Origin of the sequence: Pseudomonas sp. GGS8 (assembly GCF_024168645.1) — a bacterium.
In the GTDB taxonomy this organism is placed as follows: domain Bacteria; phylum Pseudomonadota; class Gammaproteobacteria; order Pseudomonadales; family Pseudomonadaceae; genus Aquipseudomonas.
The window spans coordinates 4,860,002-4,884,684 of sequence record NZ_JALJWF010000001.1 but is presented as its reverse complement, the minus strand read 5'-3'; the positions used below and the strand labels follow the sequence as shown (position 1 = coordinate 4,884,684).

Annotated in this window: 15 protein-coding genes and 1 tRNA gene; 13 read left to right on the top strand and 3 right to left on the bottom strand. The window is 60.7% G+C overall.

The annotated features are described in order from the left end of the window. Window positions 1-118: 118 nt before the first annotated feature. The 6 genes from J3D54_RS21875 to J3D54_RS21850 all read left to right on the top strand — a co-directional run bounded on the left by J3D54_RS21875 (window position 119) and on the right by J3D54_RS21850 (window position 6,944). Entirely contained in the window at window positions 119-1,393 is a 1,275-nt protein-coding gene (locus J3D54_RS21875) for an ABC transporter substrate-binding protein (RefSeq protein WP_253422552.1), read from the top strand. A 21-nt stretch (window positions 1,394-1,414) separates the two neighbouring features. After that, window positions 1,415-2,377, top strand: a complete 963-nt coding sequence (locus J3D54_RS21870; protein ID WP_253422550.1) for a carbohydrate ABC transporter permease — start codon at window positions 1,415-1,417, stop codon at window positions 2,375-2,377. Next, window positions 2,374-3,216, top strand: a complete 843-nt coding sequence (locus J3D54_RS21865) for a carbohydrate ABC transporter permease (RefSeq protein WP_253422547.1) — start codon at window positions 2,374-2,376, stop codon at window positions 3,214-3,216. The genes J3D54_RS21870 and J3D54_RS21865 overlap by 4 nt, the downstream gene beginning before the upstream one ends. Before the next feature lie 27 nt (window positions 3,217-3,243). Then, window positions 3,244-4,377: a sn-glycerol-3-phosphate ABC transporter ATP-binding protein UgpC gene (locus J3D54_RS21860; protein ID WP_253422545.1), complete on the top strand. Its 1,134-nt coding sequence runs from the start codon at window positions 3,244-3,246 to the stop codon at window positions 4,375-4,377. Further along, window positions 4,374-5,876: a glycoside hydrolase family 32 protein gene (locus J3D54_RS21855; protein WP_253422543.1), complete on the top strand. Its 1,503-nt coding sequence runs from the start codon at window positions 4,374-4,376 to the stop codon at window positions 5,874-5,876. Before J3D54_RS21860 ends, J3D54_RS21855 begins: the two co-directional genes overlap by 4 nt. Window positions 5,877-5,951: 75 nt before the next feature. After that, window positions 5,952-6,944, top strand: coding sequence for a LacI family DNA-binding transcriptional regulator (locus tag J3D54_RS21850; RefSeq protein WP_253422541.1), 993 nt, complete (start codon window positions 5,952-5,954; stop codon window positions 6,942-6,944). A 37-nt stretch (window positions 6,945-6,981) separates the two neighbouring features. On the opposite strand, the gene J3D54_RS21845 is transcribed toward J3D54_RS21850, so the two are convergent. Next, window positions 6,982-7,617, bottom strand: coding sequence for an FMN-binding negative transcriptional regulator (locus J3D54_RS21845; protein WP_253422539.1), 636 nt, complete (start codon window positions 7,615-7,617; stop codon window positions 6,982-6,984). 129 nt (window positions 7,618-7,746) lie between these two features. On the opposite strand from J3D54_RS21845, the gene J3D54_RS21840 reads away from it, so the two are divergent. Both J3D54_RS21840 and J3D54_RS21835 read left to right on the top strand, forming a co-directional pair. Continuing rightward, window positions 7,747-9,270 (top strand): PLP-dependent aminotransferase family protein, encoded by a 1,524-nt coding sequence (locus J3D54_RS21840; protein ID WP_253422537.1) that lies wholly within the window; start codon window positions 7,747-7,749, stop codon window positions 9,268-9,270. A gap of 83 nt (window positions 9,271-9,353) precedes the next feature. Beyond that, window positions 9,354-11,354, top strand: a complete 2,001-nt coding sequence (locus J3D54_RS21835) for a U32 family peptidase (RefSeq protein WP_253422535.1) — start codon at window positions 9,354-9,356, stop codon at window positions 11,352-11,354. 174 nt (window positions 11,355-11,528) lie between these two features. Here the strand turns inward: J3D54_RS21835 and J3D54_RS21830 are convergent. Further along, window positions 11,529-11,603, bottom strand: a tRNA-Gln gene (locus tag J3D54_RS21830). Continuing rightward, the gene (locus tag J3D54_RS21825; RefSeq protein WP_253422533.1) at window positions 11,583-11,726 is read right to left on the bottom strand and encodes a hypothetical protein; all 144 of its coding nucleotides are present in this window, start codon (window positions 11,724-11,726) and stop codon (window positions 11,583-11,585) included. Before J3D54_RS21825 ends, J3D54_RS21830 begins: the two co-directional genes overlap by 21 nt. Window positions 11,727-11,767: 41 nt before the next feature. Here J3D54_RS21825 and J3D54_RS21820 point away from each other — a divergent pair, with 41 nt between their 5' ends. The 5 genes from J3D54_RS21820 to J3D54_RS21800 all read left to right on the top strand — a co-directional run bounded on the left by J3D54_RS21820 (window position 11,768) and on the right by J3D54_RS21800 (window position 24,428). Beyond that, window positions 11,768-12,880 carry a CapA family protein gene (locus J3D54_RS21820; RefSeq protein WP_253422531.1) on the top strand — a complete coding sequence of 371 codons (1,113 nt, stop codon included), beginning with the start codon at window positions 11,768-11,770 and terminating at the stop codon, window positions 12,878-12,880. Window positions 12,881-13,034: 154 nt separating this feature from the next. Then, window positions 13,035-14,774 carry a dipeptidase gene (locus J3D54_RS21815; protein WP_253422529.1) on the top strand — a complete coding sequence of 580 codons (1,740 nt, stop codon included), beginning with the start codon at window positions 13,035-13,037 and terminating at the stop codon, window positions 14,772-14,774. A gap of 156 nt (window positions 14,775-14,930) precedes the next feature. Further along, complete coding sequence (locus J3D54_RS21810; RefSeq protein ID WP_253422528.1) at window positions 14,931-16,907, top strand: metallophosphoesterase; 1,977 nt, start codon at window positions 14,931-14,933, stop codon at window positions 16,905-16,907. Window positions 16,908-17,247: 340 nt separating this feature from the next. Next, on the top strand, window positions 17,248-21,450 hold the full coding sequence (locus tag J3D54_RS21805) for a DUF5801 repeats-in-toxin domain-containing protein (protein WP_253426710.1): 4,203 nt from the start codon (window positions 17,248-17,250) through the stop codon (window positions 21,448-21,450). A 251-nt stretch (window positions 21,451-21,701) separates the two neighbouring features. Then, window positions 21,702-24,428, top strand: a complete 2,727-nt coding sequence (locus tag J3D54_RS21800; protein WP_253422526.1) for a hypothetical protein — start codon at window positions 21,702-21,704, stop codon at window positions 24,426-24,428. The last annotated feature ends 255 nt before the right edge of the window (window positions 24,429-24,683 follow it).

The window sequence follows — 24,683 nt, the reverse complement described above, 5'->3', positions numbered from 1 at the left end:
TTTCGTGAATTGTTAATTGTCAAAATCTACGAAAAAAAGGATGCCTCATCGCAAATACGCTGCTACATTTGGCGATGTTAACGTTAACTTTTCTAAAAACAAAAATAAAGAGGGCTTTATGAAACAACTCAAATCACTCCTTCCAGCAGCACTACTTGCCCTTTGCGCCGGGCTTCCATCCCTCTCCAACGCAGCCAATCTGACAATCTCCTGCGGTGCGGTGGGCGCGGAATTACAACTGTGCAAAGAGGCCGTCGAGGCGTGGTCTACACAGACCGGCAATCACGTCGAAGTGGTGTCCACGCCTAATTCGGCAACCGAGCGGTTGTCGTTCTACCAACAGATCCTCAGTGCGCAGTCCAGCGACATCGACATCATTCAAATCGACATGGTGTGGCCGGGAATGCTGGCCAAACATCTGTTGGATCTGCGCGAGGTGCTGCCCACCGACGCGACCCAAGGCTACTTCCAGGCACAGGTGGACAACGCCACGGTGAACGGACGGCTGGTGACGATGCCGTGGTTCACCGACTCGGGCCTGCTGTATTACCGCAAGGACTTGCTCGAGAAGTACAACCAGCCGGTGCCCCAGACCTGGGAGGAAATGACCGCTACCGCCAGGAATATTCAACAAGCCGAACGCAACGCCGGGAACGCCAATGCATGGGGGTACGTCTTCCAGGGGCGTGCCTACGAAGGTCTGACGTGCAATGCGCTGGAATGGATCAGCAGCCAACCGGACGGTGGGCTGGTCAATCCTCAAGGCGACATCGTGGTCAACAGCCAGGCTTCAAAAGCTGCCTTGACCCTGGCCAAAAGCTGGGTAGGCGACATCTCCCCGCGTGGCGTACTCAATTACACCGAGGAAGAAGGACGTGGCGTATTCCAGTCGGGCAATGCGCTGTTCATGCGTAACTGGCCTTATGTCTGGGCCTTGGTACAAAGCAAGGACAGCGCCGTGAAAGACAAGGTCGGCGTCGCTCCCCTGCCCCGAGGCGGCAACACCGGCACCCATGCCTCTACTCTCGGCGGATGGGGTCTGGCGGTATCGCGTTACAGCGCCCATCCGAAGCTTGCCGCCGAACTGGTGAGCTACCTGACCAGTGCCCAACAGCAAAAACATCGGGCGCTGATTGGCGCCTATAACCCGGTGATCGAGTCGCTCTACCAGGATCCCGAGCTACTCGCGGCCATGCCTTATTACAGTCAGCTGCACAGCATTCTCAACGATGGCGTCATGCGCCCCGCTTCAATCACCGCCGCTCGTTATCCACGGGTTTCCAATGCGTTCTTCGATCAGGTGCATGGCGTGCTGGCCGGCGAGTTGCCGGTCGATCAGGCGCTGACCGAACTGGAAGGCGAACTCACGCGCATCAAACACCGGAACTGGTAAGCCACAAGGAAGAAAATCACCATGTCTGTCTCTACTACCCATGCTCCCTATGACGAGCTCCTGCTCGCCAGGGAAACGCCGGTACAGCGTCGCCGAGTGCGCGCGGCCTGGCTATTTCTGACACCGATGTTGCTGTGTCTGGCCCTGGTGGCGGCCTGGCCGTTGCTGCGGACATTCTGGTTCAGCCTGACCGACGCCAACCTGTCGGACACCGCTGGCGGCACCTTCGTTGGCCTGAGCAATTATCTGTTCCACAACGGTTCCAGCTGGTCGGGCATCCTGGTCGATCCGCAATGGTGGAACGCGGTGCGCAACACCTTGCATTTCACCGCGATGTCGGTGGGGCTGGAAGTTGTGCTGGGGCTGCTGGTGGCGTTGCTGCTGAACATCAAGTTCACCGGCCGTTCGCTGGTGCGAGCGTTGATTCTGATTCCGTGGGCGATTCCGACCATTGTCTCGGCGAAGATCTGGTCGTGGATGCTCAACGACCAGTTCGGCATCATCAATCACCTGATGCTCAGCCTCGGGCTCATTGACGCACCCCTGGCCTGGACGGCGGATGCGGACCTGTCGATGTGGGCGGTGATCCTCGTCGACGTCTGGAAAACCGTGCCTTTTGTCACCCTGCTGATGCTCGCGGCCTTGCAGATGTTGCCGAGCGATTGCTACGAAGCCGCGAGGGTCGATGGCATTCATCCGCTGAAGGTGTTCTGGCGGGTCACGCTGCCACTGCTGATGCCCGCATTGCTGGTGGCGGCGATCTTCCGCATCCTCGACTCCCTGCGGGTGTTCGACGTGATCTATGTGTTGACCTCGAACTCGTCGAGCACCATGAGCATGTCGGTCTATGCCCGCCAACACTTGGTGGAGTTCCAGGACGTCGGTTACGGCAGCGCCGCCTCGACCCTGCTGTTTCTGGTCGTCGCAGTGATCGCCATGCTTTATCTCTACCTCGGACGCCGTCAACTGGAGGTCCGGTCATGAGCCCGCGCCTATTGAAAAAAGCACTGTTGCGCCTTGGGTTCTGGTGCCTGATCGGGGTGTTGCTGCTGTATGCGGTGTTCCCTTTCTACTACGCCATCGTCACGTCGCTGAAGCCGTCCAGCGCCTTGTTCGAGGTGAGCTACTGGATCAAAAACCCCGACTTCTCCAATTACGCGGCGGTGCTCAGCCAAGCCTCATTCCTGCGGGCTATCGGTAATTCGCTGGTGGTCGCGCTTAGCGTAGTGACGCTGGCGCTGTTCCTCAGCCTGACCGCCGCTTATGCCTTGGGCCGGGTGAAATTCCGTGGGCGTGGCACGGTGTTGATGATGGTCCTTGGCGTGTCGATGTTTCCCCAGGTCGCGGTGCTGTCGGGGCTGTTCGAGGTGATCCGTGCCTTGGGCCTGTACAACACTTCCTGGGCGTTGATCCTCAGCTACACAATTTTCACCCTGCCCTTCACCGTCTGGGTGCTGACCACGTTCATGGGCCAACTGCCCCATGAACTGGAAGAAGCGGCAATCATGGATGGCGCCTCGCCCTGGATCACGCTGACCCGAGTGCTGTTGCCGCTGCTCTGGCCCGCACTGGTCACCACTGGCCTGCTGGCTTTCATCGCGGCATGGAACGAGTTCCTGTTTGCCCTGACCTTCACCCTCACCGACACCCAACGCACGGTGCCGGTGGCCATCGCCCTGATTTCCGGCGGCAGCCCCCATGAGTTGCCTTGGGGGTTGTTGATGGCGGCATCGGTGCTGGTCACCGTCCCTCTGGTGATTCTGGTGCTGATCTTCCAGCGCAGAATCGTTTCCGGCCTCACCACCGGCGCGTTAAAGGGTTGATGCCCGACAACTACAAGGAACAGCATCGTGATCAAGTTGAAACTGGATAACGTGAACAAACAATTGGGCGGCGCGCGGATTCTGCGCGACGTTAACCTGGAGATCGCGGCGGGTGAGTTCGTGGTGTTCGTCGGCCCTTCGGGCTGCGGAAAATCGACCCTGCTGCGCCTGATCGCCGGACTGGATTCGATCTGCACCGGCGACCTGCTGATCGACGGGCGCCGGGTCAACGACCTGGAGCCGCGCGAGCGTGGCGTCGGCATGGTGTTTCAGTCTTATGCGCTGTACCCGCACATGAGCGTCTACGACAACATCAGTTTTGGCCTGAAGCTGGCCAAGACTGAAAAAAGCAGCCTGCGCGAGCGCGTGCTGAAAACCGCGCAAATCCTGCAACTGGACAAACTGCTGCAACGCAAGCCAAAGGAGTTGTCTGGCGGGCAGCGTCAGCGTGTGGCCATGGGCAGAGCGATGGCGCGGGAACCGGATATTTTGTTGTTCGATGAGCCGCTCTCCAACCTGGATGCGTCCTTGCGGGTGCAGATGCGCAACGAAATCGCCCGGCTGCATGCCCGGCTGGGCTCGACCATGATCTACGTCACCCACGATCAGGTGGAAGCGATGACCCTGGCCGACAAAATTGTCGTACTCAATGGCGGTCGCGTCGAACAGGTCGGCTCACCGCGCGAACTCTATGAGCGCCCGGCCAGTCGCTTTGTCGCCGGTTTTCTCGGCTCACCCAGAATGAACTTTCTGCCGGCGCGCTTGCAGACGCCGGGCGAAACCAGTGTGGTCGACAGCCCCGTGTTGGGGATGACGCCCCTGCCCTTCAGCAGCTCAAGCCTGGTGGCTGACGCCTCGCTAAGCCTGGGGATTCGTCCGGAGCACGTGTCGCTCAAAGCGGCCGAAGGATCCGCCGGCATTGTCGTGACCGCAGTCGAGTATCTGGGCAGTGAAACCTATGTGCACCTTGAAACAGGTCAGGACGAGCCACTGATCAGTCGTTGTGAGGTCCACGCCGGATGGCAGGTGGGCGATCGGGTCGAGCTGCAGCTGGACATCGACAACCTGCACCTGTTCGACGCCGACGGCACGGCCTTGAGGCGTCACCCGCCCGCCATTGAAACCGTCACTCTGCGCTCGGTACGAGCTGGCGCCCTATGACCTTGTCTTTGAATACCCTGAGCGATCCAATGTCTTGCACCCTTGAGCTTGCGCAGCATGCGCTGACTGACGGCCTGTCTCGCGTCATCGACGATTATCGACCCGGTTATCACCTTGCCCCCCCGGCAGGCTGGATGAACGACCCTAACGGGGTGGTGTACTTTCGTGGCGAGTATCACGTTTTCTATCAACACCACCCCTTCGACGTGAAATGGGGACCAATGTATTGGGGGCATGCCAAGAGTGCCGATCTGGTCCATTGGCAGCATCTGCCCATTGCCCTGGCGCCCGGCGATGACTTCGACCGCGACGGTTGTTTTTCCGGTAGCGCAGTGGTGTGTGGAGATACCCTGGCACTGATCTACACCGGGCACACCTGGCTGAAGGGCGTGGGTGACGAAAGCGCAATTCGTCAAGTCCAGTGCCTGGCCACCAGTGTCGATGGCATCCGTTTCGTCAAGCATGGCGCCGTCATCGAGACCGCGCCGCAAGAGACGATCATGCACTTTCGTGACCCCAAGGTATGGCAGGAAGATGACTACTGGTACCTGATTGCCGGCGCACGCCTGGGCGATCAGCCGCTGCTGCCGCTGTACCGTTCCACCGATCTGCATAGCTGGGAGTTCCTCGACTATGTAGCCAGCGGCAGCGAAGGCGATGGCTACATGTGGGAGTGCCCGGATCTGTTCCGACTGAACGGGCGCGACGTGCTCCTCTACTCCCCTCAGGGCATGCAGCCCCAGGGTTACGAGCGGCTCAACAAGTACCAGACCGGTTATCGAGTAGGCCGACTCGACAGCCAATGGCATTTCACCGGCGGGCCTTTTATCGAACTGGATAACGGCCACGATTTCTATGCCGCGCAAACGCTGGTGGCCGCCGATGGTCGGCGCCTGGTGTGGGCGTGGCTCGACATGTGGGAAAGCCCGATGCCGAGCCAGGCCCATCACTGGTGCGGCATGCTCGGTTTACCGCGCGAACTTGAACTGCATGACGATCGCCTATGCGTGTATCCGGCACGGGAGCTCACCGCTCTGCGCCAGGCGCCATTGCCGGGTACGTCCTGGTGGGATGGTTCGGGGGCCCGGCGGGTGCCGGAAGTGAATGGCGACAGGCTCGAAATCCATGTGCATCTGGATCTGCTCGGTTGCACCGACGGGCACTTGGGAATCGCCTTGCGCTGCAGTGACGATGATGATGAAGAAACCTTGCTCTACTACGATGTGGCGCTGCAGCGTCTGGTGCTGGACCGCAGCCGCTCGGGTGCGCAAGTTACCGGTCAGCGCAGTGTGCCGATAGACCCGACACAGGAGCGGCTGGCGCTGCGTGTGTTCCTCGATCGCTCGTCCATCGAGGTGTTCGACGAAGACGGGGGCTTCAGCCTCAGCAGCCGCCTCTATCCGCGGCCCGACAGTCTGGGGGTGAAGCTTGTGGCAAGCGGCGGTGGCGGGCGCGTGCGCATTCCAAGAGCGTGGCCTCTGGCCTCGGGATGGCTGTGAGCGGCGTCATTCGAGTCGCGAGAAACCCGGGCCCTGTGTCATGATTCTGCGTCAACCTGACCGGCCTTGCCTCGCATGACTTCAGTGAAAGACGTTGCACAACTGGCCGGCGTGTCCCTGATGACGGTTTCTCGAGCGCTCAACAGTCCGGAAAAACTGAGCCCCGAAACCCTTCAGCGGGTGCGTCGCGCCATTGATGAACTGCAATTCGTACCGAGCCTGTCGGCGCGCAAGATGCGCGGCGACAACCTCCAGTCGCGCACCATCGGCGTGTTCGCGCTGGACACCGCGACCACACCGTTCGCAGTGGAGCTGCTGCTGTCCATCGAACAGACCGCGCAGCAGGCGGGCTGGAATGTCTTCATCCTTAACCTGTTGAGCAACCCGCCCACCGACCAGAACATCGACCTGATGTTGTCACACCGTCCCGACGGGTTGATCGTCAGCGCGATGGGCTTTCGTCAGGTAAGCATCCCAGAGCGTTTGAAGAGCAAACCGCTGGTACTCGCCAATTGCCTGGCCGATGACAGTCGCCTGGTCAGTTATGTACCGGACGACGAAACGGGGCAGTATCGAGCCGTGCATCACGCGTTGAGCCAAGGCTATCGGCGCCCGCTGTGTATCAATCTGCCCAGGCAGAGCCTGGCCTGGGGGCTGCGACAAGAAGGCTTGCAGCGCGCCTGTCAGGCATTCGGGCTGGCGCCTGAAGCACTCCTGCAATACAACCTTTCCGATCATGATGCCTACGGTGAAACCGCAGCCATCCTCGACCGGCACATCATTGAGGGGCGTCCGCAATTCGACATTCTGATCTGTGGCAACGACCGCATTGCGTTTTGTGCCTATCAGCTGTTGCTGGGCCGTGGCCTGAAAATTCCCGGCGATGTCGCGGTGCTCGGCTACGACAACATGATCGGGATCGCTGAACTGTTCATCCCGCCGCTGACCACGGTGCAACTGCCGTACTACGAGATCGGTCGCCAGGCTGCCCGGCACCTGATCGAAAGCCTTGAGGTAGAGGGAGCCCAGCCGGTTGATTGTCCATTGGTGGTCAGGGCGTCGCTATGAGCGCGAGCGCCGCAGACCGGCCGGCGCACGAGACGCTTCAGGATTTGGCATCGACGCCCGCGAGCATTGCCTCCCCCAACACTATTTTCCCGCTGTCCTTGAGTGCCTGACCTGCACCGCGGATGTCTCTCGTTTCCTTGTTCTGGCCCAACTTGAATTTACCGACCAGGCGAGTGATCTCGATCTCTACTCCAACGATCGCTTTAAGCATCGAGGCGATGTAGTCCTTCGGGGCGTCCGTCATTTTCCACGGTTCGGGCTGGGACGACTCGTGGGTTCGGGTCAGGAGAGCAACCAATCCACGGACGTAGCGCTCATCATCGTGAAGGGTGATCCTCCCATGGGCGTGCACCACCTTATAGTTCCATGTCGGAACCTGTTTATGGGTTTCGTGCTTGCTCGGATACCAGGTGGGCGAGATATAAGCCTCGGCACCGCGAAAAACCACCAATACTTCGTCCCCGTTTTTAACGTCTTGCCAGACCGGATTGGCGCGCGCGACGTGCGCATGGAGAACGCCGAACTGCCCCTCCGAGGCCTTCAGCTCGAATGGAATGTGGTTGGCATCCAGTCCGCTTTCACCGTTAGTAAACAGAATGCCCAGCGGGTGCTGAACGATCAGTTCATGAAGGGCTTCGGTGCGAGGCTCATCAAAATGGGCAGGTACGTACATATCAACTCCTTCAATCATCCGAGGGTGGGGACATCGCGCCAGTAGTGAGGCGGCCTTCACACGAATTGTGCTGACGAACTGGCCCATGGTATAGAACCAATATCCAACATAATGACTGAGCCAGAATTGATGGCACGTAAAGCCAACGTTGTTGAAATTCCATCGCTGGGCGCGCTGGATCGAACCGCGGGTCAATTGGGACGACAGCTTGCTCAAGCGCTGCGGTCCGCGATCCGCAGGGGCGACCTCAAGCCTGGTGAGCTGCTGCCATCGACGCGCATTCTCGGCAAATCGCTGACGATTGCCCGAGGCACCGTCATCGAAGCCTTTGAGCAGTTGATCGCCGAGGGCTTCCTGGAATCCCAAGGCAGAGCAGGCACACGGGTGGCCCGCTCTTTGGCAGACGTGTCGCCGACCACCCCGCAGGAGCAAGGTCGGCCAACCAAAGCCAGGTCGTGGACGCCCTCTGCGCAAATCGAACGGTTCGCTCAGGTGGCCCGGCAATTTGGAGCAGCTGCGCAGATTCCGTTCTCGGTCTCGGTGCCGATTGGCAAAGCGGCGCCCGACGATATTTGGCGTCGCCTCGGCAATCGCATCAGGGCGCGGGGCCCCGGCGCTCCCTCGGGATACGGTGATCCACAAGGCGCACTTGAATTACGGGAAGCAGTAGCGGATTACGTGCGCAAATCACGCTCTGTGCGCTGTGACGCGAGCCAGGTGATCATCACCTCCGGCACGCAACAAGGCCTGTACCTCGCCTGTCAGGTGTTGCTCGATGTGGGGGATTTCGCGTGGGTGGAGGATCCAGCCTACCGGGGTATCACCGGGATTCTGGAAAGCGCGGGCCATAGCGAACAAATGATCCGCGTCCCGGTTGATGCCGAGGGGATGAATGTTGAAAACGGCATAGCGCAATGCCCCCAGGCACGGGCAGCCTTTGTGACCTCGTCACATCAATACCCGCTCGGCATGCCAATGAGCATGGCCAGACGCAATGCCTTGCTGGCATGGGCCAGGGCGTCCGATGCCTGGATCGTCGAGGACGATTACGACAGTGAACTGCGTTACGCCGGCCACCCTTTTCCATCCTTGCAGGGGCTGGACCCCGACCGGGTTATCTACCTGGGGACGTTCAGCAAAATCCTGTTCCCCTCGCTACGACTCGGCTATGCAATCGTTCCGCCTTATCTGGTGCAAGCCTTTTGCGGTGCGCGGGCCCTGATGGATCGGCATCCCGCCAACGCCGATCAGCACGTGCTCGCAGCGTTCATCGCAGAAGGACATCTGGATCGGCACATCCGGCGAATTCGCGGCGTATACGCAGACATCCACAGGCAGATCATCGAGGCGGTTGCCAGACTGATTCCTCGCGAACTTGCATGGCTGGAGCCGAGCGATCAAGGCATGCATCTGGTGCTTTGGCTGGCGGAGGGTATCGACGATCAGTGGGTCGCCACCAAAGCGTCCGAAGCTCAGGTATCGGTACGTGCCGTATCCCCGATGTATGCCGGTGGCAATGGCCGTTCGGGATTGATTTTGGGCCTGGGTGGTTTCAGTGCCGAAGACATTGAGTCCGCCACTAAACGCCTTGCACAGGTCATCACGATAGCGGCGCAGAACCCAACTGCGGCCAAAGCCCCGATCACAACGTAGCCACCGGGCAGCACATGGGTGCCGGTCAAGCGTTTCGCCGCTACAATGCGCACCTTGACCGTGACAAGCCAGACTAAAAAAACATGTCCCTACCCAAGCATCACCTGGAACTGCTCAGCCCCGCCCGCGACGTGGCCATCGCCCGCGAGGCCATCCTGCATGGCGCCGACGCGGTGTACATCGGCGGCCCGAGCTTCGGCGCCCGCCACAACGCCTGTAACGAGGTGAGCGATATCGCCCAATTGGTGGAATTCGCCCGTCGCTATCACGCGCGGGTGTTCACCACCATCAACACAATCCTGCACGACAACGAACTGGAGCCGGCGCGCAAGCTGATCCACCAGTTGTACGACGCCGGCGTCGATGCGCTGATCGTCCAGGACCTGGGCGTGATGGAGCTGGACATTCCACCGATCGAGCTGCACGCCAGCACCCAGACCGACATCCGCACCCTGGCGCGGGCGAAGTTCCTCGATCAGGCCGGCTTCTCGCAACTGGTACTGGCCCGCGAGCTGAACCTCCAGGAGATCCGCGCCATTGCCGACGAGACCGACGCGGCCATCGAGTTTTTCATCCACGGCGCGCTGTGCGTGGCGTTCTCCGGCCAGTGCAACATCTCCCACGCGCAGACCGGCCGTAGCGCCAACCGTGGCGACTGCTCCCAGGCTTGCCGCCTGCCCTACACCCTCAAGGACGAAAAAGGCGGTGTGATCGCTTACGAAAAACACCTGCTGTCGATGAAGGACAACAACCAGAGCGCCAACATCCGCGCGCTGGTGGAAGCCGGCGTACGCTCGTTCAAGATCGAAGGGCGCTACAAGGATATGGGCTATGTGAAGAACATCACTGCCTACTATCGCCAGCGCCTGGACGATGTCCTCGAAGACCGCCCGGACCTGGCTCGCGCTTCCAGCGGCCGCACCGCACACTTCTTCCTGCCCGATCCGGACAAGACCTTCCACCGCGGCAGCACCGACTACTTCGTCAGCGAGCGCAAGATCGACATCGGCGCCTTTGACTCACCGACGTTCACTGGCCTGCCGGTGGGCGTGGTGGAGAAAGTCGGCAAGCGCGACCTGCTGGTGGTCACCCACGAACCGCTGTCCAACGGCGACGGCCTCAATGTGCTGGTCAAGCGCGAGGTAGTGGGCTGGCGCACTAACATCGCCGAGCCCAAGGGCGAGTTCGAAGAAGACGGTGAAAAGCGCTACCGCTACCGTGTCGAGCCCAACGAAATGCCGAAGGGGCTGCATCAGCTGCGGCCGAATCACCCGCTGAGCCGCAACCTCGACCACAACTGGCAGCAAGCCCTGCTCAAGACCTCCGCCGAGCGCCGGGTGGGTCTGGCCTGGGTCGCTCGCCTGCGTGAGGATCGCCTGGAACTGACCGCCACCAGCGAGGAAGGTGTCAGCGCCAGTGTCGCCCTGGACGGTCCATTCGGTCTGGCCAACAAGCCGGACCAGGCCCTGGAGCAACTGCACGACCTGCTCGGTCAATTGGGCACCACGCAGTACCACGCCACGGATATCAAGCTGGATGCACCGCAGGCGTATTTCATTCCCAACTCGCAGCTCAAGGCCTTGCGCCGCGAAGTCATCGACGCGCTGACCACAGCCCGCATCGAAGCCCACCCACGGGGTGGTCGCAAAGCCGAGACCAATCCGCCACCGGTGTACCCGGAGTCGCACCTGTCGTTCCTGGCCAACGTCTACAACCAGAAAGCCCGCGACTTCTATCACCGGCACGGCGTCAAGCTGATCGACGCGGCCTATGAGGCTCACGAGGAGACCGGCGAGGTGCCGGTGATGATCACCAAGCACTGCCTGCGCTTCTCCTTCAACCTCTGCCCCAAGCAGGCCAAAGGCGTCACCGGCGTGCGCACCAAGGTCGCGCCGATGCAACTGGTGCACGGTGACGAGGTGTTGACGCTGAAGTTCGACTGCAAGCCCTGCGAAATGCACGTGATCGGCAAGATGAAGGGGCACATCCTTGGCCTGCCGCAACCGGGCAGCGTGGCGCAGCCGGTCGTCGGCTACATCAGCCCTGAAGACCTGCTCAAGACCATCCCTCGCGCGCCCCACTGAGTGACGGGCGAGCGCGCCGCTACGGTGTCGCGCTCGCTACGCTCTCAAGTCGGCTGAATGAGCGACACAAAAAAACGCCAGGCCGGATCGGCGTTGGCGTTTCTCGTAAAGACAACCATCCCGGAGCTACGCAATACCTGCAGGCTGAGTCATATCGGGATGGATGTAAGAAAATGGCAGGGGCGGCTGGATTCGAACCAACGCATGGCAGGATCAAAACCTGCTGCCTTACCGCTTGGCGACGCCCCTGTAGCTGCTGCGTCCTTGAATTGCCAGCCCTGTAAGGGCCTCTGCAAGAACGCGCGGAAATTTATCAACTTTCGCGGCGTCTGGGAAGCCCAAAAACAAACTAATTTGTTTTAAAACAGACATTTACTGTTGATCCAGGCAATTCGGGATATCCGGAGGGTGCCATGGCAGCCGTTACCGATACGCTGAAGCTGTTTCTCTGCGGCGATGTCATGACCGCCCGCGGCATTGACTTCGTACTGCCGCATCCTGGCGATACGCAGCTTTACGAAGACTACGTCAAAAATGCGGGTGATTATGTCCGGCTGGCAGAACGACACAATGGCCCGATTCCCCGCCCGGTCGATTTCACCTATATCTGGGGCGTTGCGCTGGATGAGTTCGAACGTCGCCAGCCACACGCACGCATCATCAATCTGGAAACAGCGGTATCCCGCCGCGGAAGACCGGAACCAAAGGGCATCAATTACCGCATGAGCCCGGAGAACTTCCCGGCCATCAGCGCCGCCGGCATCGACTGCTGCGTGCTGGCCAACAACCATGTGCTGGACTGGGGCGCCCCTGGCCTGGCCGATACGTTGGCCACCCTATCGAGTAACGGAATGCGCAGCGCCGGCGCCGGGCACAACCGGCAATCTGCCGAAGCACCCGCCGTGCTGCCGCTGCCTGGAGGGCGGCGCTTGCTGGTGTTTGGCCTCGGCGCACCCGACAGCGGCATTCCACCGCAGTGGGCCGCCACGGATAGCCGCGCGGGCGTCGCGCGGCTGGAAGATCTGTCGATGCAAAGCCTGCGCCCTGCGGCCGAACGGATTCTCAAGTACAAAAATCCTGGGGATCGGGTGGTGGCCTCCATTCATTGGGGCGGAAACTGGGGGTTCGAGATCCCGCAGGAGCAGGTCCGGTTCGCCCATGCCCTGATCGATGAAGCCGGAGTTGACTTGGTGCACGGCCACTCCTCACACCACGTCAAGGGCATCGAGGTGTACCGCGAACGCCTGATTCTCTATGGCTGCGGGGATCTGCTGAACGATTACGAAGGCATCGAGGGCCACGCAGATTATCGCGGTGACCTGGGGCTTTTGTACTTTGCCTCGCTGGCCCCGGACGGGCACCTGCAGACGCTGGAGCTGATACCCACTCGCCTGCAGCGCTTTCGCCTCTGTCACGCCGAAGGGGATGACCGTCAATGGCTGCAAGACACCCTTTCTCGCGAGTGCAAACGCTTGGGCAGCAGCCTCCAGACGGACGCGCAAAATGCCATCGAGTTGCGTTGGTAGGCTTTTTCATTTCTGCGTCTCTTTTGCATTTCTGTGCGACAGATCGCACTTCAGGTACTCCCGTACTACTCCCTCTTGGTGTTAGTTTGGAAAAGTTTCTGACTAATCAATCAGATATTTCCTACCAACCACCTGCAAAGGAATGCCCCCAGCAATGGACTTTTCACTTAAGCAACTGGCCGCGACAACCCTGATGCTGGCCAGCCTTTCGTCGTTCACCACGTCAGCGCACGCCAACATCACCCCGCAACAGAGTGCGACCATCCTCAAAACCTTCAGCGATGCATCAGTAACGGATTTCAGACAATTCCTGGAGCGCCTGGCCAAGAGCGAGCTTGCCAAAACCGGCAACCTCGGCCCGGCGATCAGTGCTTTCCAGGGCAACAAGCCCCTTACCGCTGAACAGCAGAACGAGATCCATCGCCTGCTTGGCCTCTATGCACGGGTGAAATACGGCAACGCTGCCACCGAGACGCTGCGCGAACTGGTGGCCATCCCGACCTTCCGCGTGGACGGCGTGGCCCAACACGACAACCCTGAATTCATCAAGATCGGCGACACGCTCAAGGGCCTGGCCCAGGCCTTCAACCTGAACTTTCGCAACATCGACAACCGCGTCTATGAAATATCCCTCGAAGGGGGTGGCGACGAAGTCGTGGGCATTCACGCGCACGCCGATGTGGTGCCCGTGACGCCGGAGAACTGGGTCTTGAAAGACGGCACCCGCCTCGACCCGTTCAAGGTCACCCTGGTCGGCGACCGTATGTATGGCCGAGGCACCGAGGATGACAAAAACGGCATCGTGGTCGCGCTCTACGCCATGAAGATCATCAAGGAAGAGAAGCTGCCGCTGGCTCGCCATTTCAAGTTGCTGGTAGACACCACCGAGGAAACCACCGGCGACGCCATCCCCTATTACTTCGAACACAACCCGACACCCAACTACAACCTGGCGCTGGATGGCGGCTACCCGGTGGTGATTGCCGAGAAAGGCTACGGCACCGTCATGGCGAACTTTGCCCGGCGTAACGCTCAGGGCAAGGGCGCCGAAATCACCTCAATGACGGGCGGCCTGGCAACCAACCAGATTCCGTCGACGTCGGTCGCCACCCTTGTGACTGACAAGCCCGCCGAATTGGCCGCCAGCCTGCAGAAGGCCGGCACCGATTATGCCAAGCGCAATGGCGGCAACTTCGAGGTGACCGCCAACGTCGTCGGCAAGGACGTCAAGCTTACGGTCACCGGCGTTTCTGCCCACTCCTCCGAACCCGAGTCAGGCATCAACCCCGTGGCACGGATGCTGGGCTTCATCAACAGCCTCGATGGCAAGGTCGCGCTCAAGCACAACCACATGACCGACGCCGCCCGTTATGCCGTCGATAACTGGGGGCTGGACTACCTGGGGGGCAAGTTGGGGGTCGGTTTTTCCGATGCCTTCATGGGGCCGCTGACCACCTCCCTGACCTATGTCGGGATGGATGAAAAAACCTTCAAGCTTGCGGTCAACCTGCGCGTGCCGAAGGGCAAGTCCCCGGAAGCGCTCAAGGCTGAAATCGCCGAAAAGCTGGATGCCTGGAGCAAGAAGACTCACATTGCAGTGGCCTTCGACTACAAGATCGCCGAGCCAATGTACCGCAACCCCGAAGGTGAATGGGTCAAGGCGCTGTTGGCGGTGGCCAGCGAAAACCTTGGCATGGAACACAAGTTCGGCACCTCTGCCGGCGCCACCTCGGTCCATGAGCTGCCCAACGGCGTGCAGTTCGGTTTAGCCAGGCCCGAACTCAAGTACACCGGGCACAACGACAACGAGTTCAAGACCGTCGACCAGTTCCTGCTGGACCTGCAGATCGTGACCGAGATGATGGGCCGCATCGGGCAGTTGCCGACACTCTGATCTCCCCCTTTCGGACCCACCATTCTGGCGGGTCCATCGTTTTGAGCGTCTTGCCATGAACCGGCGGCTCTCGCATAACTGGCCTATTCTGAATCAGCCGACAAGGCGTAAAACCCTTCCGGCATACCGGACTCTTACCGCAATGGAGGCTAAGCGATGAAGGAGCAATCGATTGAGTTCCGCGCTGGAGATGGAGACTTTGGAGAGGGGCACTCTGCGCTCCTCGCCATGACCCACGCCACCCAGCCTTCCACGACCAATAGCCGCATCGAGCTTTACACCCAGGAGCCGATGGTCAACTGGCTAGGCCCGTTTCAGCTCATGCGCACAGGCGTGCAATCGGCCGTGGCCACCACCATGGGTGCCTTCGCGGACCCACGCGATGTGCTGGCCATGCTCACCCCTCGGGACTCTAACCCACCCATTCAGGTGGCTGCCGACGGCGACGTGTGGATCGACTATCTGGCGGATACCGGCGATGGCTGGGACTCCACCTATTCCATGGCGCTGTGCGTCAGCCAGGATGTCAAGTTGCCGGAACTCACGCTGCCGCGCGGCGACGTGCTGCTGCTCGGCGGCGATCAGGTCTATCCCACACCGGCCCAATCCGGTTACCGCACCCGTTTCCTGGACCCCTTCCGCGCCGCCTTCCCGGCGCCGGTCCCCAAGGTGCGCCCTAATGAGCAGGACCAGCCCGTACCGCAACCGGGTGCACCATGGATTGTGGCGACACCCGGCAACCACGATTGGTATGACGGCCTGCGCGGTTTCTCCCAACTGTTTTGCGAGCAGAAACCCATTGGCGGCTGGGAAACCCGCCAGCGCACCAGTTACTACGTGCTGCAACTGCCCAATGGCTGGTGGATCTGGGGTCTGGACCTGCAATTGGAGTCGATGATCGACCGCCAGCAGAAGCAATACTTCGAACAGATGCACACCAAACTGCAACCAGGCGACCGCGTGATCCTCTGTACACCCGAGCCGAGCTGGGTGGATGAGGCCGAACGACTCGCACGCGTGGGGCGCAAGACGTTGCCCTCGATCGAGACCCAGACCCTGCGCTTCAGCAGCCTGCGCGAGATCGAGCAGCTCTTGGGTGAGCACTTGGCAGTGGTTCTGGCCGGAGACTCGCACCACTACGCGCGCTACCAGCCAAAAGCCGGCAGCCAGGCACCGCAACGCATTACCTGCGGAGGCGGCGGCGCCTTCTTGCATGGCACTCACCAGCTTCCAGACCCACCCGAGCCGATCAACGTCGGTGGAACCCCGCAGCACTACGAGCTGGCGGCGACCTATCCGGACAAAAAGACTTCCGAACAGCTGCGTAATCGGGCATGGCGGCTGCCCACCCACAACCTCTCGTTCTGCGGCATGCTGGCCATCATGTACTTGCTGTTCGACTGGATGGTAGAAAGCGCCAGCAAGGTGCCCCACCCGGCGCGCGATAATCGCAGCCTGGTCGAGGTATTGTCTGGCCTCGAAGTATCTATTCCCAACCTGCGCGAGGTATGGCGACAGTTGGTCCTGGTCCTGGCACACAGTCCTTCATCGGTGATGCTCGCCGTGACCATTGTGTTGGGCTGCGCAGTGCTCTCAGCCGCCGGGGTCAAGCGCACCCGAAAGCTTGCCTATGGCATCGGGGCCGTTCACGGGTTGCTTCACCTGGGACTGGCGATCGGGCTGCTGTGGCTCATGGGCCGTATCAACATCCACTACTTGCAGTTCGAGGTAGAAAACCTGCTCCAGGTCTTGTTGTTCCTGGTGGGGACACTGATCCTCGGCGGTAGTTTGGGAGGCTTGCTGTTCGGTGCCTGGATGGTCATGGGCAATACCTTTTGGGGGCTACACAGCGAAGTGGTTTTTTCCTCGCAACGCATCGCCGACCACAAATGCTTCCTGCGCATGCACTTCAACGGCGACCAACTCACCCTTTACCCGCTCAAGCTGGAGAAGGTCTGCCGGCGCTGGTCCGTGGCGTCGGGAGTGGCCAAACTGGCGAAGGTGCAGCGCACCTGGAGGTTACGGGCAACGCCTGAAAGCACTGGCCCGCGCTTCGTACCTGCCTCGGGTGAGCTCGAACTGCGGCTGATCGAGCCGCCCATTGTGATACGGCGTGGAGGAATCCCCTCATGAGCTCGCCGGCCTCAACGAACAAGGGTTAGATTTGAATGACGCTGGCTGTCCAGACGACCCGAATTAAACCCGCCCGCCCGAGCTGACTCAAACTCAGCTCGAGGCGTTCGCGGTTAACGGCCCGGGCGGCCTTAGAACCCCGGCGTCATGCCCTCATTCACAATCGCAATATACGACACTACTCCTTCGCGCCCTCATCCCCTTTTCCCCTCCCAAGTAGTCTGAAACTCCCACTCCGCGTGGGAGTTTCGGACGATGCGCATTCCCCGGCGCTTCTCCATAGTTGCGGCCAAAGGTCAACGGTCAGGCCTCGATGACCGCAATTGCTCTGGAGAAAGTCATGGCTATCGGCGAGCAAAACTCATCGCTAACGAGCGATCCAACGCTTCTATACATTCCGACCCTCGACTCAGTTACCGTCAACGCTCTAAGCGTTGTGGCCTCCGGCGCGAGCGTTACGCTGGACGAAACGGCCGGATTGCAGAACAGCACCGCCACGCCAAGCCCTGCGGGGGACGCTGATGACAACGACATTCTGCTGGCCTCCCTGCCCTCGACTTTCTCTACTCGTTTGACCGCACTGGGTGCAGGTACCGCAACGGGTGCGGCCTTGAGTGGCTATACCGGTGCCGCGGGCAACACCGGCAGCAATGCGTTCAGCGTCAGCGCCGACCCCGGAGCAACCATTACCAATATCAGCTTCGTCGACAGCACAGGCGCAGCGCTCAATGGCGTGGACAGCGGACTGGACACCCTCGATGGCACCAGCATCCTTCTCTATACGGATACGAGCAACGACAACATCCTTGTGGGCCGAGCCGGGAGTGCAACCGGCGCGATCGTGTTCGCGGCCTATATCGAAGAAACCGGGTCGCCGCTCTCGGGCGGCAAAATCTGGACCGTGGAGTACCAACCGCTCAAGCATCCGGACGCCAGCAACCCCGACGATGCGGTCAATCTGCTGAACAAGGTGTTCATCGGAGCCGGTCAGGATGCGGAATTCAGTCTGGCCAATGCGCCGTCGGGCCAGCAGTTGTTCCTGATGTTCACGACCGCGGGCGCGACGGCCGATGCGAACGGCCGGATTCCCGGTGTCTCGATCGTTGTCACCGGCAGGGATCCGCTGGATCAGTCGGCAAGCAGTGCTGCCATCACCAGCGCCGATACGGTCAACAGCAGCCAGGGCGGCGGCAGCACAACCCTGGGCACCAACAACCAGGCGATCACCGAACAAGAAGGCCTGCGCTTCAGCTTCGTCACCGGTGCCAAGGCGGACTTCACGGTCCCCAACCTGAGCCCGGGGGAAGCGGGTGTCGAAGCGAACATCGACTTCACCCAGTACTTCGGCGCCCGCTCCGCGACCTTCAAGATCGTGCAGGAGACGGGCGGCACGACCGCGAAGCTCTTGCTCACCGCCGTCAAGAACGCCGACAACGTCAGCGGGTCGCAGAGCGGCGTCAACTTCATCAACAGCTACGCCAACGACAGCACCGAAAAGGTCGCGATCATCAACGGCAGTGTCACCGTGAAGACGTTCGCGGGCGCCACCGTCAGCGGCGCCGTCATCACCTACAACGCCGACGGCACGGTGCTGATCACCGGCGTTCCGACCGACTCGCAGATCACCTACAGTACGGCGACCGACCACAACCGCGTGATGATCGAGAACGCCGGGTTGCTGACCGACAAGAGCGGCGACAAGACGCACGCTGACTTCGACATTGGCGGTTTCAAGGTGCTGCAGTCCAGCACGTCAACCGCCGAAATCGGCTCCAAGATGATTTTCGAGGATGACGGGCCGAGCATCAGCACCACCGGCACCGAGCCGACCCTGACGGTCGATGAAACGGTACTGGCGACCAACGCTACCCAGAGCTTTGCCGCCAACTTCACCTCGGCGTTTGGCGCTGATGGCGCGGGTACGCTGACCTATGCCCTGGGCGTGGTCGCGGGAGGCTCAGGGCTGACCGACACGGCCACCGGTGAGGCAGTCAACCTGTCGCTCAACGGCACCGTGGTCGAAGGCCGCACCGCCACCAGCAACCTGCTGGTGTTCACCGTCAGCGTCGCCGCCAATGGCGATGTCACCCTCGACCAGATCCGCGCCGTGGTGCATCCCGATGCCACCAATCCGGATGATTCGAAGACGCTGACCTCGGACAACCTGGTGACGTTGACGGCAACCAAGACCGATGGGGACGGCGACAGCGCTCATACGAGCCTCAACATCGGACAGAACCTGGTGTTCAAGGACGACGGACCGAGCATCAGCACCACCGGCACGGAACCAACGTTGACGGTGGACGAAACGGTACTGGCAACCAACGCCACCCAGAGCTTTGCCGCCAACTTCACCTCGGCGTTTGGCGCTGATGGGGCCGGCACGCTGACCTATGCGCTGGGCGTGGTCGCGGGCGCCTCAGGGCTGGTGGACACAGCTACGGGCGAGGCGGTGAACCTGTCGCTCAACGGCACCGTGGTCGAAGGTCACACGGCCACCACCAACCTACTGGTGTTCACCGTCAGTGTGGCCGCCAATGGCGACGTCACCCTCGACCAGCTCCGCGCCGTGGTGCATCCCAATACCACCAATCCGGATGATTCGAAGACCCTGACCGCGGACAATCTGGTGACGCTGACGGCAACCATCACTGACAAGGACGGCGACAGTGCCCACGCCACCCTCAACATCGGCCAGAACCTGGTGTTCAAGGACGACGGACCGAGCATCAGCACCACTGGCACGGAACCGACCCTGACAGTCGACGAAACGGCACTGGCGACCAACGCCACCCAGAGCTTTGCCGCCAACTTCACCTCGGCGTATGGCGCCGATGGCGCCGGCACGCTGACCTATGCGCTGGGCGTGGTCGCGGGTGCCTCCGGGCTTACCGACACCGCCACCGGTGAGGCGGTGAACCTGTCGCTCAACGGCGGCGTGGTCGAAGGCCGCACAGCCACCACCCACCTGCTGGTGTTCACCGTCAGCGTGGCCACCAACGGTGACGTCACCCTCGACCAGCAACGGGCCGTGGTGCATCCCGATCCAACCAATCCGAATGATTCGACGAGTCTGTCCTCGGACAATCTGGTAACCCTGACGGCGACCAAAACCGATGGAGACGGCGACAGCGCCCATGCCACCCTGAACATCGGACAGAACCTGGTGTTCCAGGACGACGGCCCTACACTTGCCTTCGGCAACCTGATCGGCACCGGTAGCATCCTTCCACAAACAGGGTACTGGGATCACTCGACCGGAGCCGACGGACTGGGTGCAACCGGTCTGGATATTTCGTTGGTGAATAACCAATTCACCCTCGTCAGGCCAGACAACACGACCACCACCGGCACCGGCACACTCACCGAGCAGTCGCCCTCACCGGACGCCAATGGCGCCTACCATTTCGCAGGGACGTTGACCGGCGATTTCGACAACAACGCCGCCACGGCAAATACCAGCGTCGACTACACGCTGACCGCCTATAGCAATGGCAGCTACACACTGGACCTGGTGCAAGGCTTCAGTTCGCAGATCGTGCTCAGCAGTGCCGACGGTTCGCTCAGTGCCGGCGGCCCGGATCCGGTGCGCACCTTGTTGATCCCGGCGCAGAATCCGCCGACGATTCCTTCGCCATCCGAGGAGATTGTGTTCTTTTCCGCCAAAGCAACGGCGTCGACGGCGGACATCCTGAGCGGTATCGGGCTCGGTAAACCCGACCCCACCGAAGCCCAGCTACAGACCACCCCCCTGCCCTCGTACATCGACCCGGCCGCCATGAACGTCAGCACGTCCGGCATCGGTGTCGGCAATAACATTCTCCAGGGAGACAACCTGGCGGCCATCAGCAATGCCGATGAAAGTTTCGTGATCAATCCGGAGAGCCTGCTGACGGGGATGAAGATCTTCATCGACAACTCCGTCGGGGGGTACAACACGGCGACCGAGGACCTGTACTACCGGATCTACTACGAGGATGGCACCTTCTCGAACCTCACCGAGGTGAACACCGTGACGCCGGAGGCCGGCGGACAAGTGTCCTTCCTCGTTCAGCAGCAGGGCACGAAGTTGATCGACGCGGTTCAGCTCACGATGGGCCGAGGCGATGTCAAGATCCCGGTGATCCAGTTCATTCAGCAGACCGAGAACCTGGCCAGCGATGTCAAGCTGGCGTTCAACGCAACGCTGACGGACAAGGATGGGGACCCGGCGACGAGTACATTCGACGCCAACCTGTTCGCCAATGACTCGGCCAATGCCACCTTCGACTTCACGCTGGTGGGCACGGCTGGTGAGCGGGATGCCTTCAACGTCGACTTGTCACTCTCCCAAAACAAGTACCAGATCACCGGCTTCGATGCGAGCGCAGGCCTGCGCGACACGCTGGTGCTCAACGGCGACCAGGGCGCCGTTGTGCAGTCGATCGACAACAGCGGCGCAAACAGCATCGTGACGATTGCCGAAACGGGCGGACAAATCACGACCATCACCTTGGTCGGGGTCGATGTTCTGAATACCGACATTGTCCATGGCAGCGCCTGAGGCGGCGCGAGTGTAAAAGGATGCGAGGGGGGTGCAGACCACCCTCGCATTTTTTTGCCGTTCTACCACAAGGTTTGAACGCGGCGGGTACATACACGTTACGCGGCAGGCCACCGACGAGGGCGACTAGTCTGAAACTCCCACCCCGTCTGGGAGTATCGGCCGATGCGCCCCCCCCGACGCTTCTCCATAGTTGCGTTTCAAGGTCAACGGTCAGGCCTCGATGACCGCAATTGCTCTGGAGAACAATCATGGCTATTGGAATCACCGGCGTGGATGTTTCGCTGGACGAAACGGCCGGCTTGCAAAACGCCACCGCCACGCCAAGCCCTGCGGGAGACGCTGACGGCAATGACATTCTGGTAGCGTCCCTGCCCTCGACCTTTTCTACCCGCTTGACCGCACTGGGGGCAGGTACCGCAACGGGTGCAGCCTTGAGTGGCTATACCGGTGCCGTGGGCGACACGGGCAGCAATGCGTTCACCATCAGCGCCGCGCCCGGAGCAACCATTACCGATATCAGCTTCGTCGACAGCACTGGTGCACCGCTCAATGGCCTGGACAGCGGACTGTTGACCCTCGATGGCACCAGCATCCTTCTCTATACCGATACCAACGACAACATCCTTCTGGGCCGGGCCGGGAGCGCAACCGGCGCGATCGTGTTCGCGGCCTATATCGAAGAAACCGGGTCGCCGGCCTCGGGCGGCAAGATCTGGACCGTGGAGTACCAACCGCTCAAGCATCCGGACGCCAGCAACCCCGACGATGCGGTCAATCTGCTGAATAAGGTGTTCGTCGGAACCAGTCAGGACCTGGAATTCAGTCTGGCCGGTGTGCCCTCCGGTCAGAACCTCTTCCTGATGTTCACGAAGGCGAACCCGACCGTGGTCGATGACGCGGGTGTCTTGCGGATCACCGATCCCGCCATCATCGCCACTGGCAAGGACCCCGCAGACCAGTCAAGCGGCGCCAATATAAACACTGGCGACACCATCATTACCAGCCAGGCGGCTAACCCTACCACCTTCGGCACCAACAACCAGATGATCGTGGAACAGGAAGGCATCCGCTTTTCGTTCGTCACCGGTGCCCGGCAGGATGTGACCGTTCCCAACCTGGATCCGAACGAAGCCGATATTGAAGCCAATATCGACTTTACCGCCGTCTTCAACGCGAAGATGGCCAGTTTCGACGTCGTGCAGTTGCAAAGCGGCAAGAGTGCGGTGGTAAAAGTCAGCGCATTCAGCACCGCTGCTGAACCTGGCGTGAATTTCATCAACGGCTATGGGAATGACACGGCGGTTGCCATCACCAACGTTCGCGTCATCAACACCAGCACCGGGCAGGTGCTCGAAAATTCAAACGGTTCGGTGAATGATCCGACCATCACCATCAGCTTCACGAGTGGGGTTGCAACCATCACCGGCGTTTTGGCCGGCTACCAGATTGAATACACCACAGCCTCGGATCACAACCGCGTGCTCGTCGAGAACGGGGCAGCCCTCGACGCCAGGGGCAATACCCACGCCGATTTTGATGTCGGTGGCTTCACGCTGCTCCAAACCTCTGTGACGACCGCCGAAATCGGCTCCAAGATGATCTTCGAAGACGACGGCCCTACACTGGCCTTCGGCAACCTGATCGGGACCGGTAGCGTCCTTCCACAAACAGGATACTGGGATCATTCCGCCGGAGCCGACGGGCTGGATGCGAACGGTCTGGATATCTCGTTGGTGAATAACCAATTCACCCTCGTCAGGCCAGACAACACGACCACGACCGGCACCGGCACGCTCACCGAGCAGTCGCCTTCACCGGACGCCAATGGCGCCTACCATTTCGCAGGGACGTTGACCGGCGATTTCGACAACAATGCCGCCACGGCGAATACCTCCGTCGACTACACGCTGACTGCCTATAACAATGGCACCTATACACTGGACCTGGTGCAAGGCTTCAGTTCGACGGTCGTGCTCAGCAGTGCCGACGGCTCGCTCAGTGCCGGCGGCCCGGATCCGGTGCGCACATTGTTGATTCCGAAGACGAATGACCCAACTATTCCTTCGGCATCCGAGGAGATTGTGTTCTTTTCCGCGAAGGCGCTAGCGTCGACTTCGGACATCCTGACCGGTATCGGGCTTGGAGCACCCGACCCCACCGAAGCCCAGCTACAGACCAACCCCCTGCCGTCGTACATCGACCCGAGGGCCATGAACGTCAGCACGTCCGGCATCGGCGTCGCCAATAACGTCCTCCAGGGAGACAACCTGGCGGCCATCGGCGCTACCGATGAAAGTTTCGTGATCAATCCGGAGAGCCTGTTGTCGGCCATGAAGATCTTCATCGACAACTCCGTGGGAGGTTACAACACGGCGACCGAGGACCTGTACTACCGGATCTACTACGAGGATGGCACGTTCTCGAACCTCACCGAGGTGAACACCCTGACACCGGAAGCCGGCGGACAGGTGTCCTTCCTCGTTGAGAAACAAGGCACGGCGCTGATCGACGCGGTTCAGCTCACGATGGGCCGAGGCGATGTCAAGATTCCGGTGATCCAGTTCATTCAGCAGACCGAGAACCTGGCCAGCGATATCAAGCTGGCGTTCAACGCGACGCTGACGGACAAGGATGGGGACGCGGCGACGAGCACGTTCGACGCCAACCTGTTCGCCAACGACTTGGGCAACGCCACCTTCGACTACACGCTGGTGGGCACGAGCGGTGAGCGGGATGCCTTCAACGTCGATTTGTCATTCACCCAGAACAAGTACCAGGTTACCGGCTTCGATGCGAGCGCAGGCCTGCGCGACACGCTGGTGCTCAACGGCGACCAGAACGCCGTTGTCCAGTCGATCGACAACAGCGGCGCAAACAGCATCGTGACGATTGCCGAAACGGGCGGACAAATCACGACCATCACCTTGGTCGGGGCCGATGTTCTGAATACCGACATTGTCCATGGCAGCGCCTGAGGCAGCGCGCGCGTGATAAGGATGCGAGGGTGGTGCAGACCACCCTCTCATTGTTTTTTGCAGTTCCAGTAGCCACCTGAGTTGGCTCACACTCAGCTCGATGCGCTGCCGGTTAAAGTCCGGGCGAGCATCAGCAGCATGTGCTCATTCACAAACGGAATATGCGACAGCACGTCTTCGCGTCCTCATCCCGTTTCCCCCTCCCACGTAGGCCGAAACTCCCATCCCGCTTGGGAGTTTCGGCCGATGTGCAAT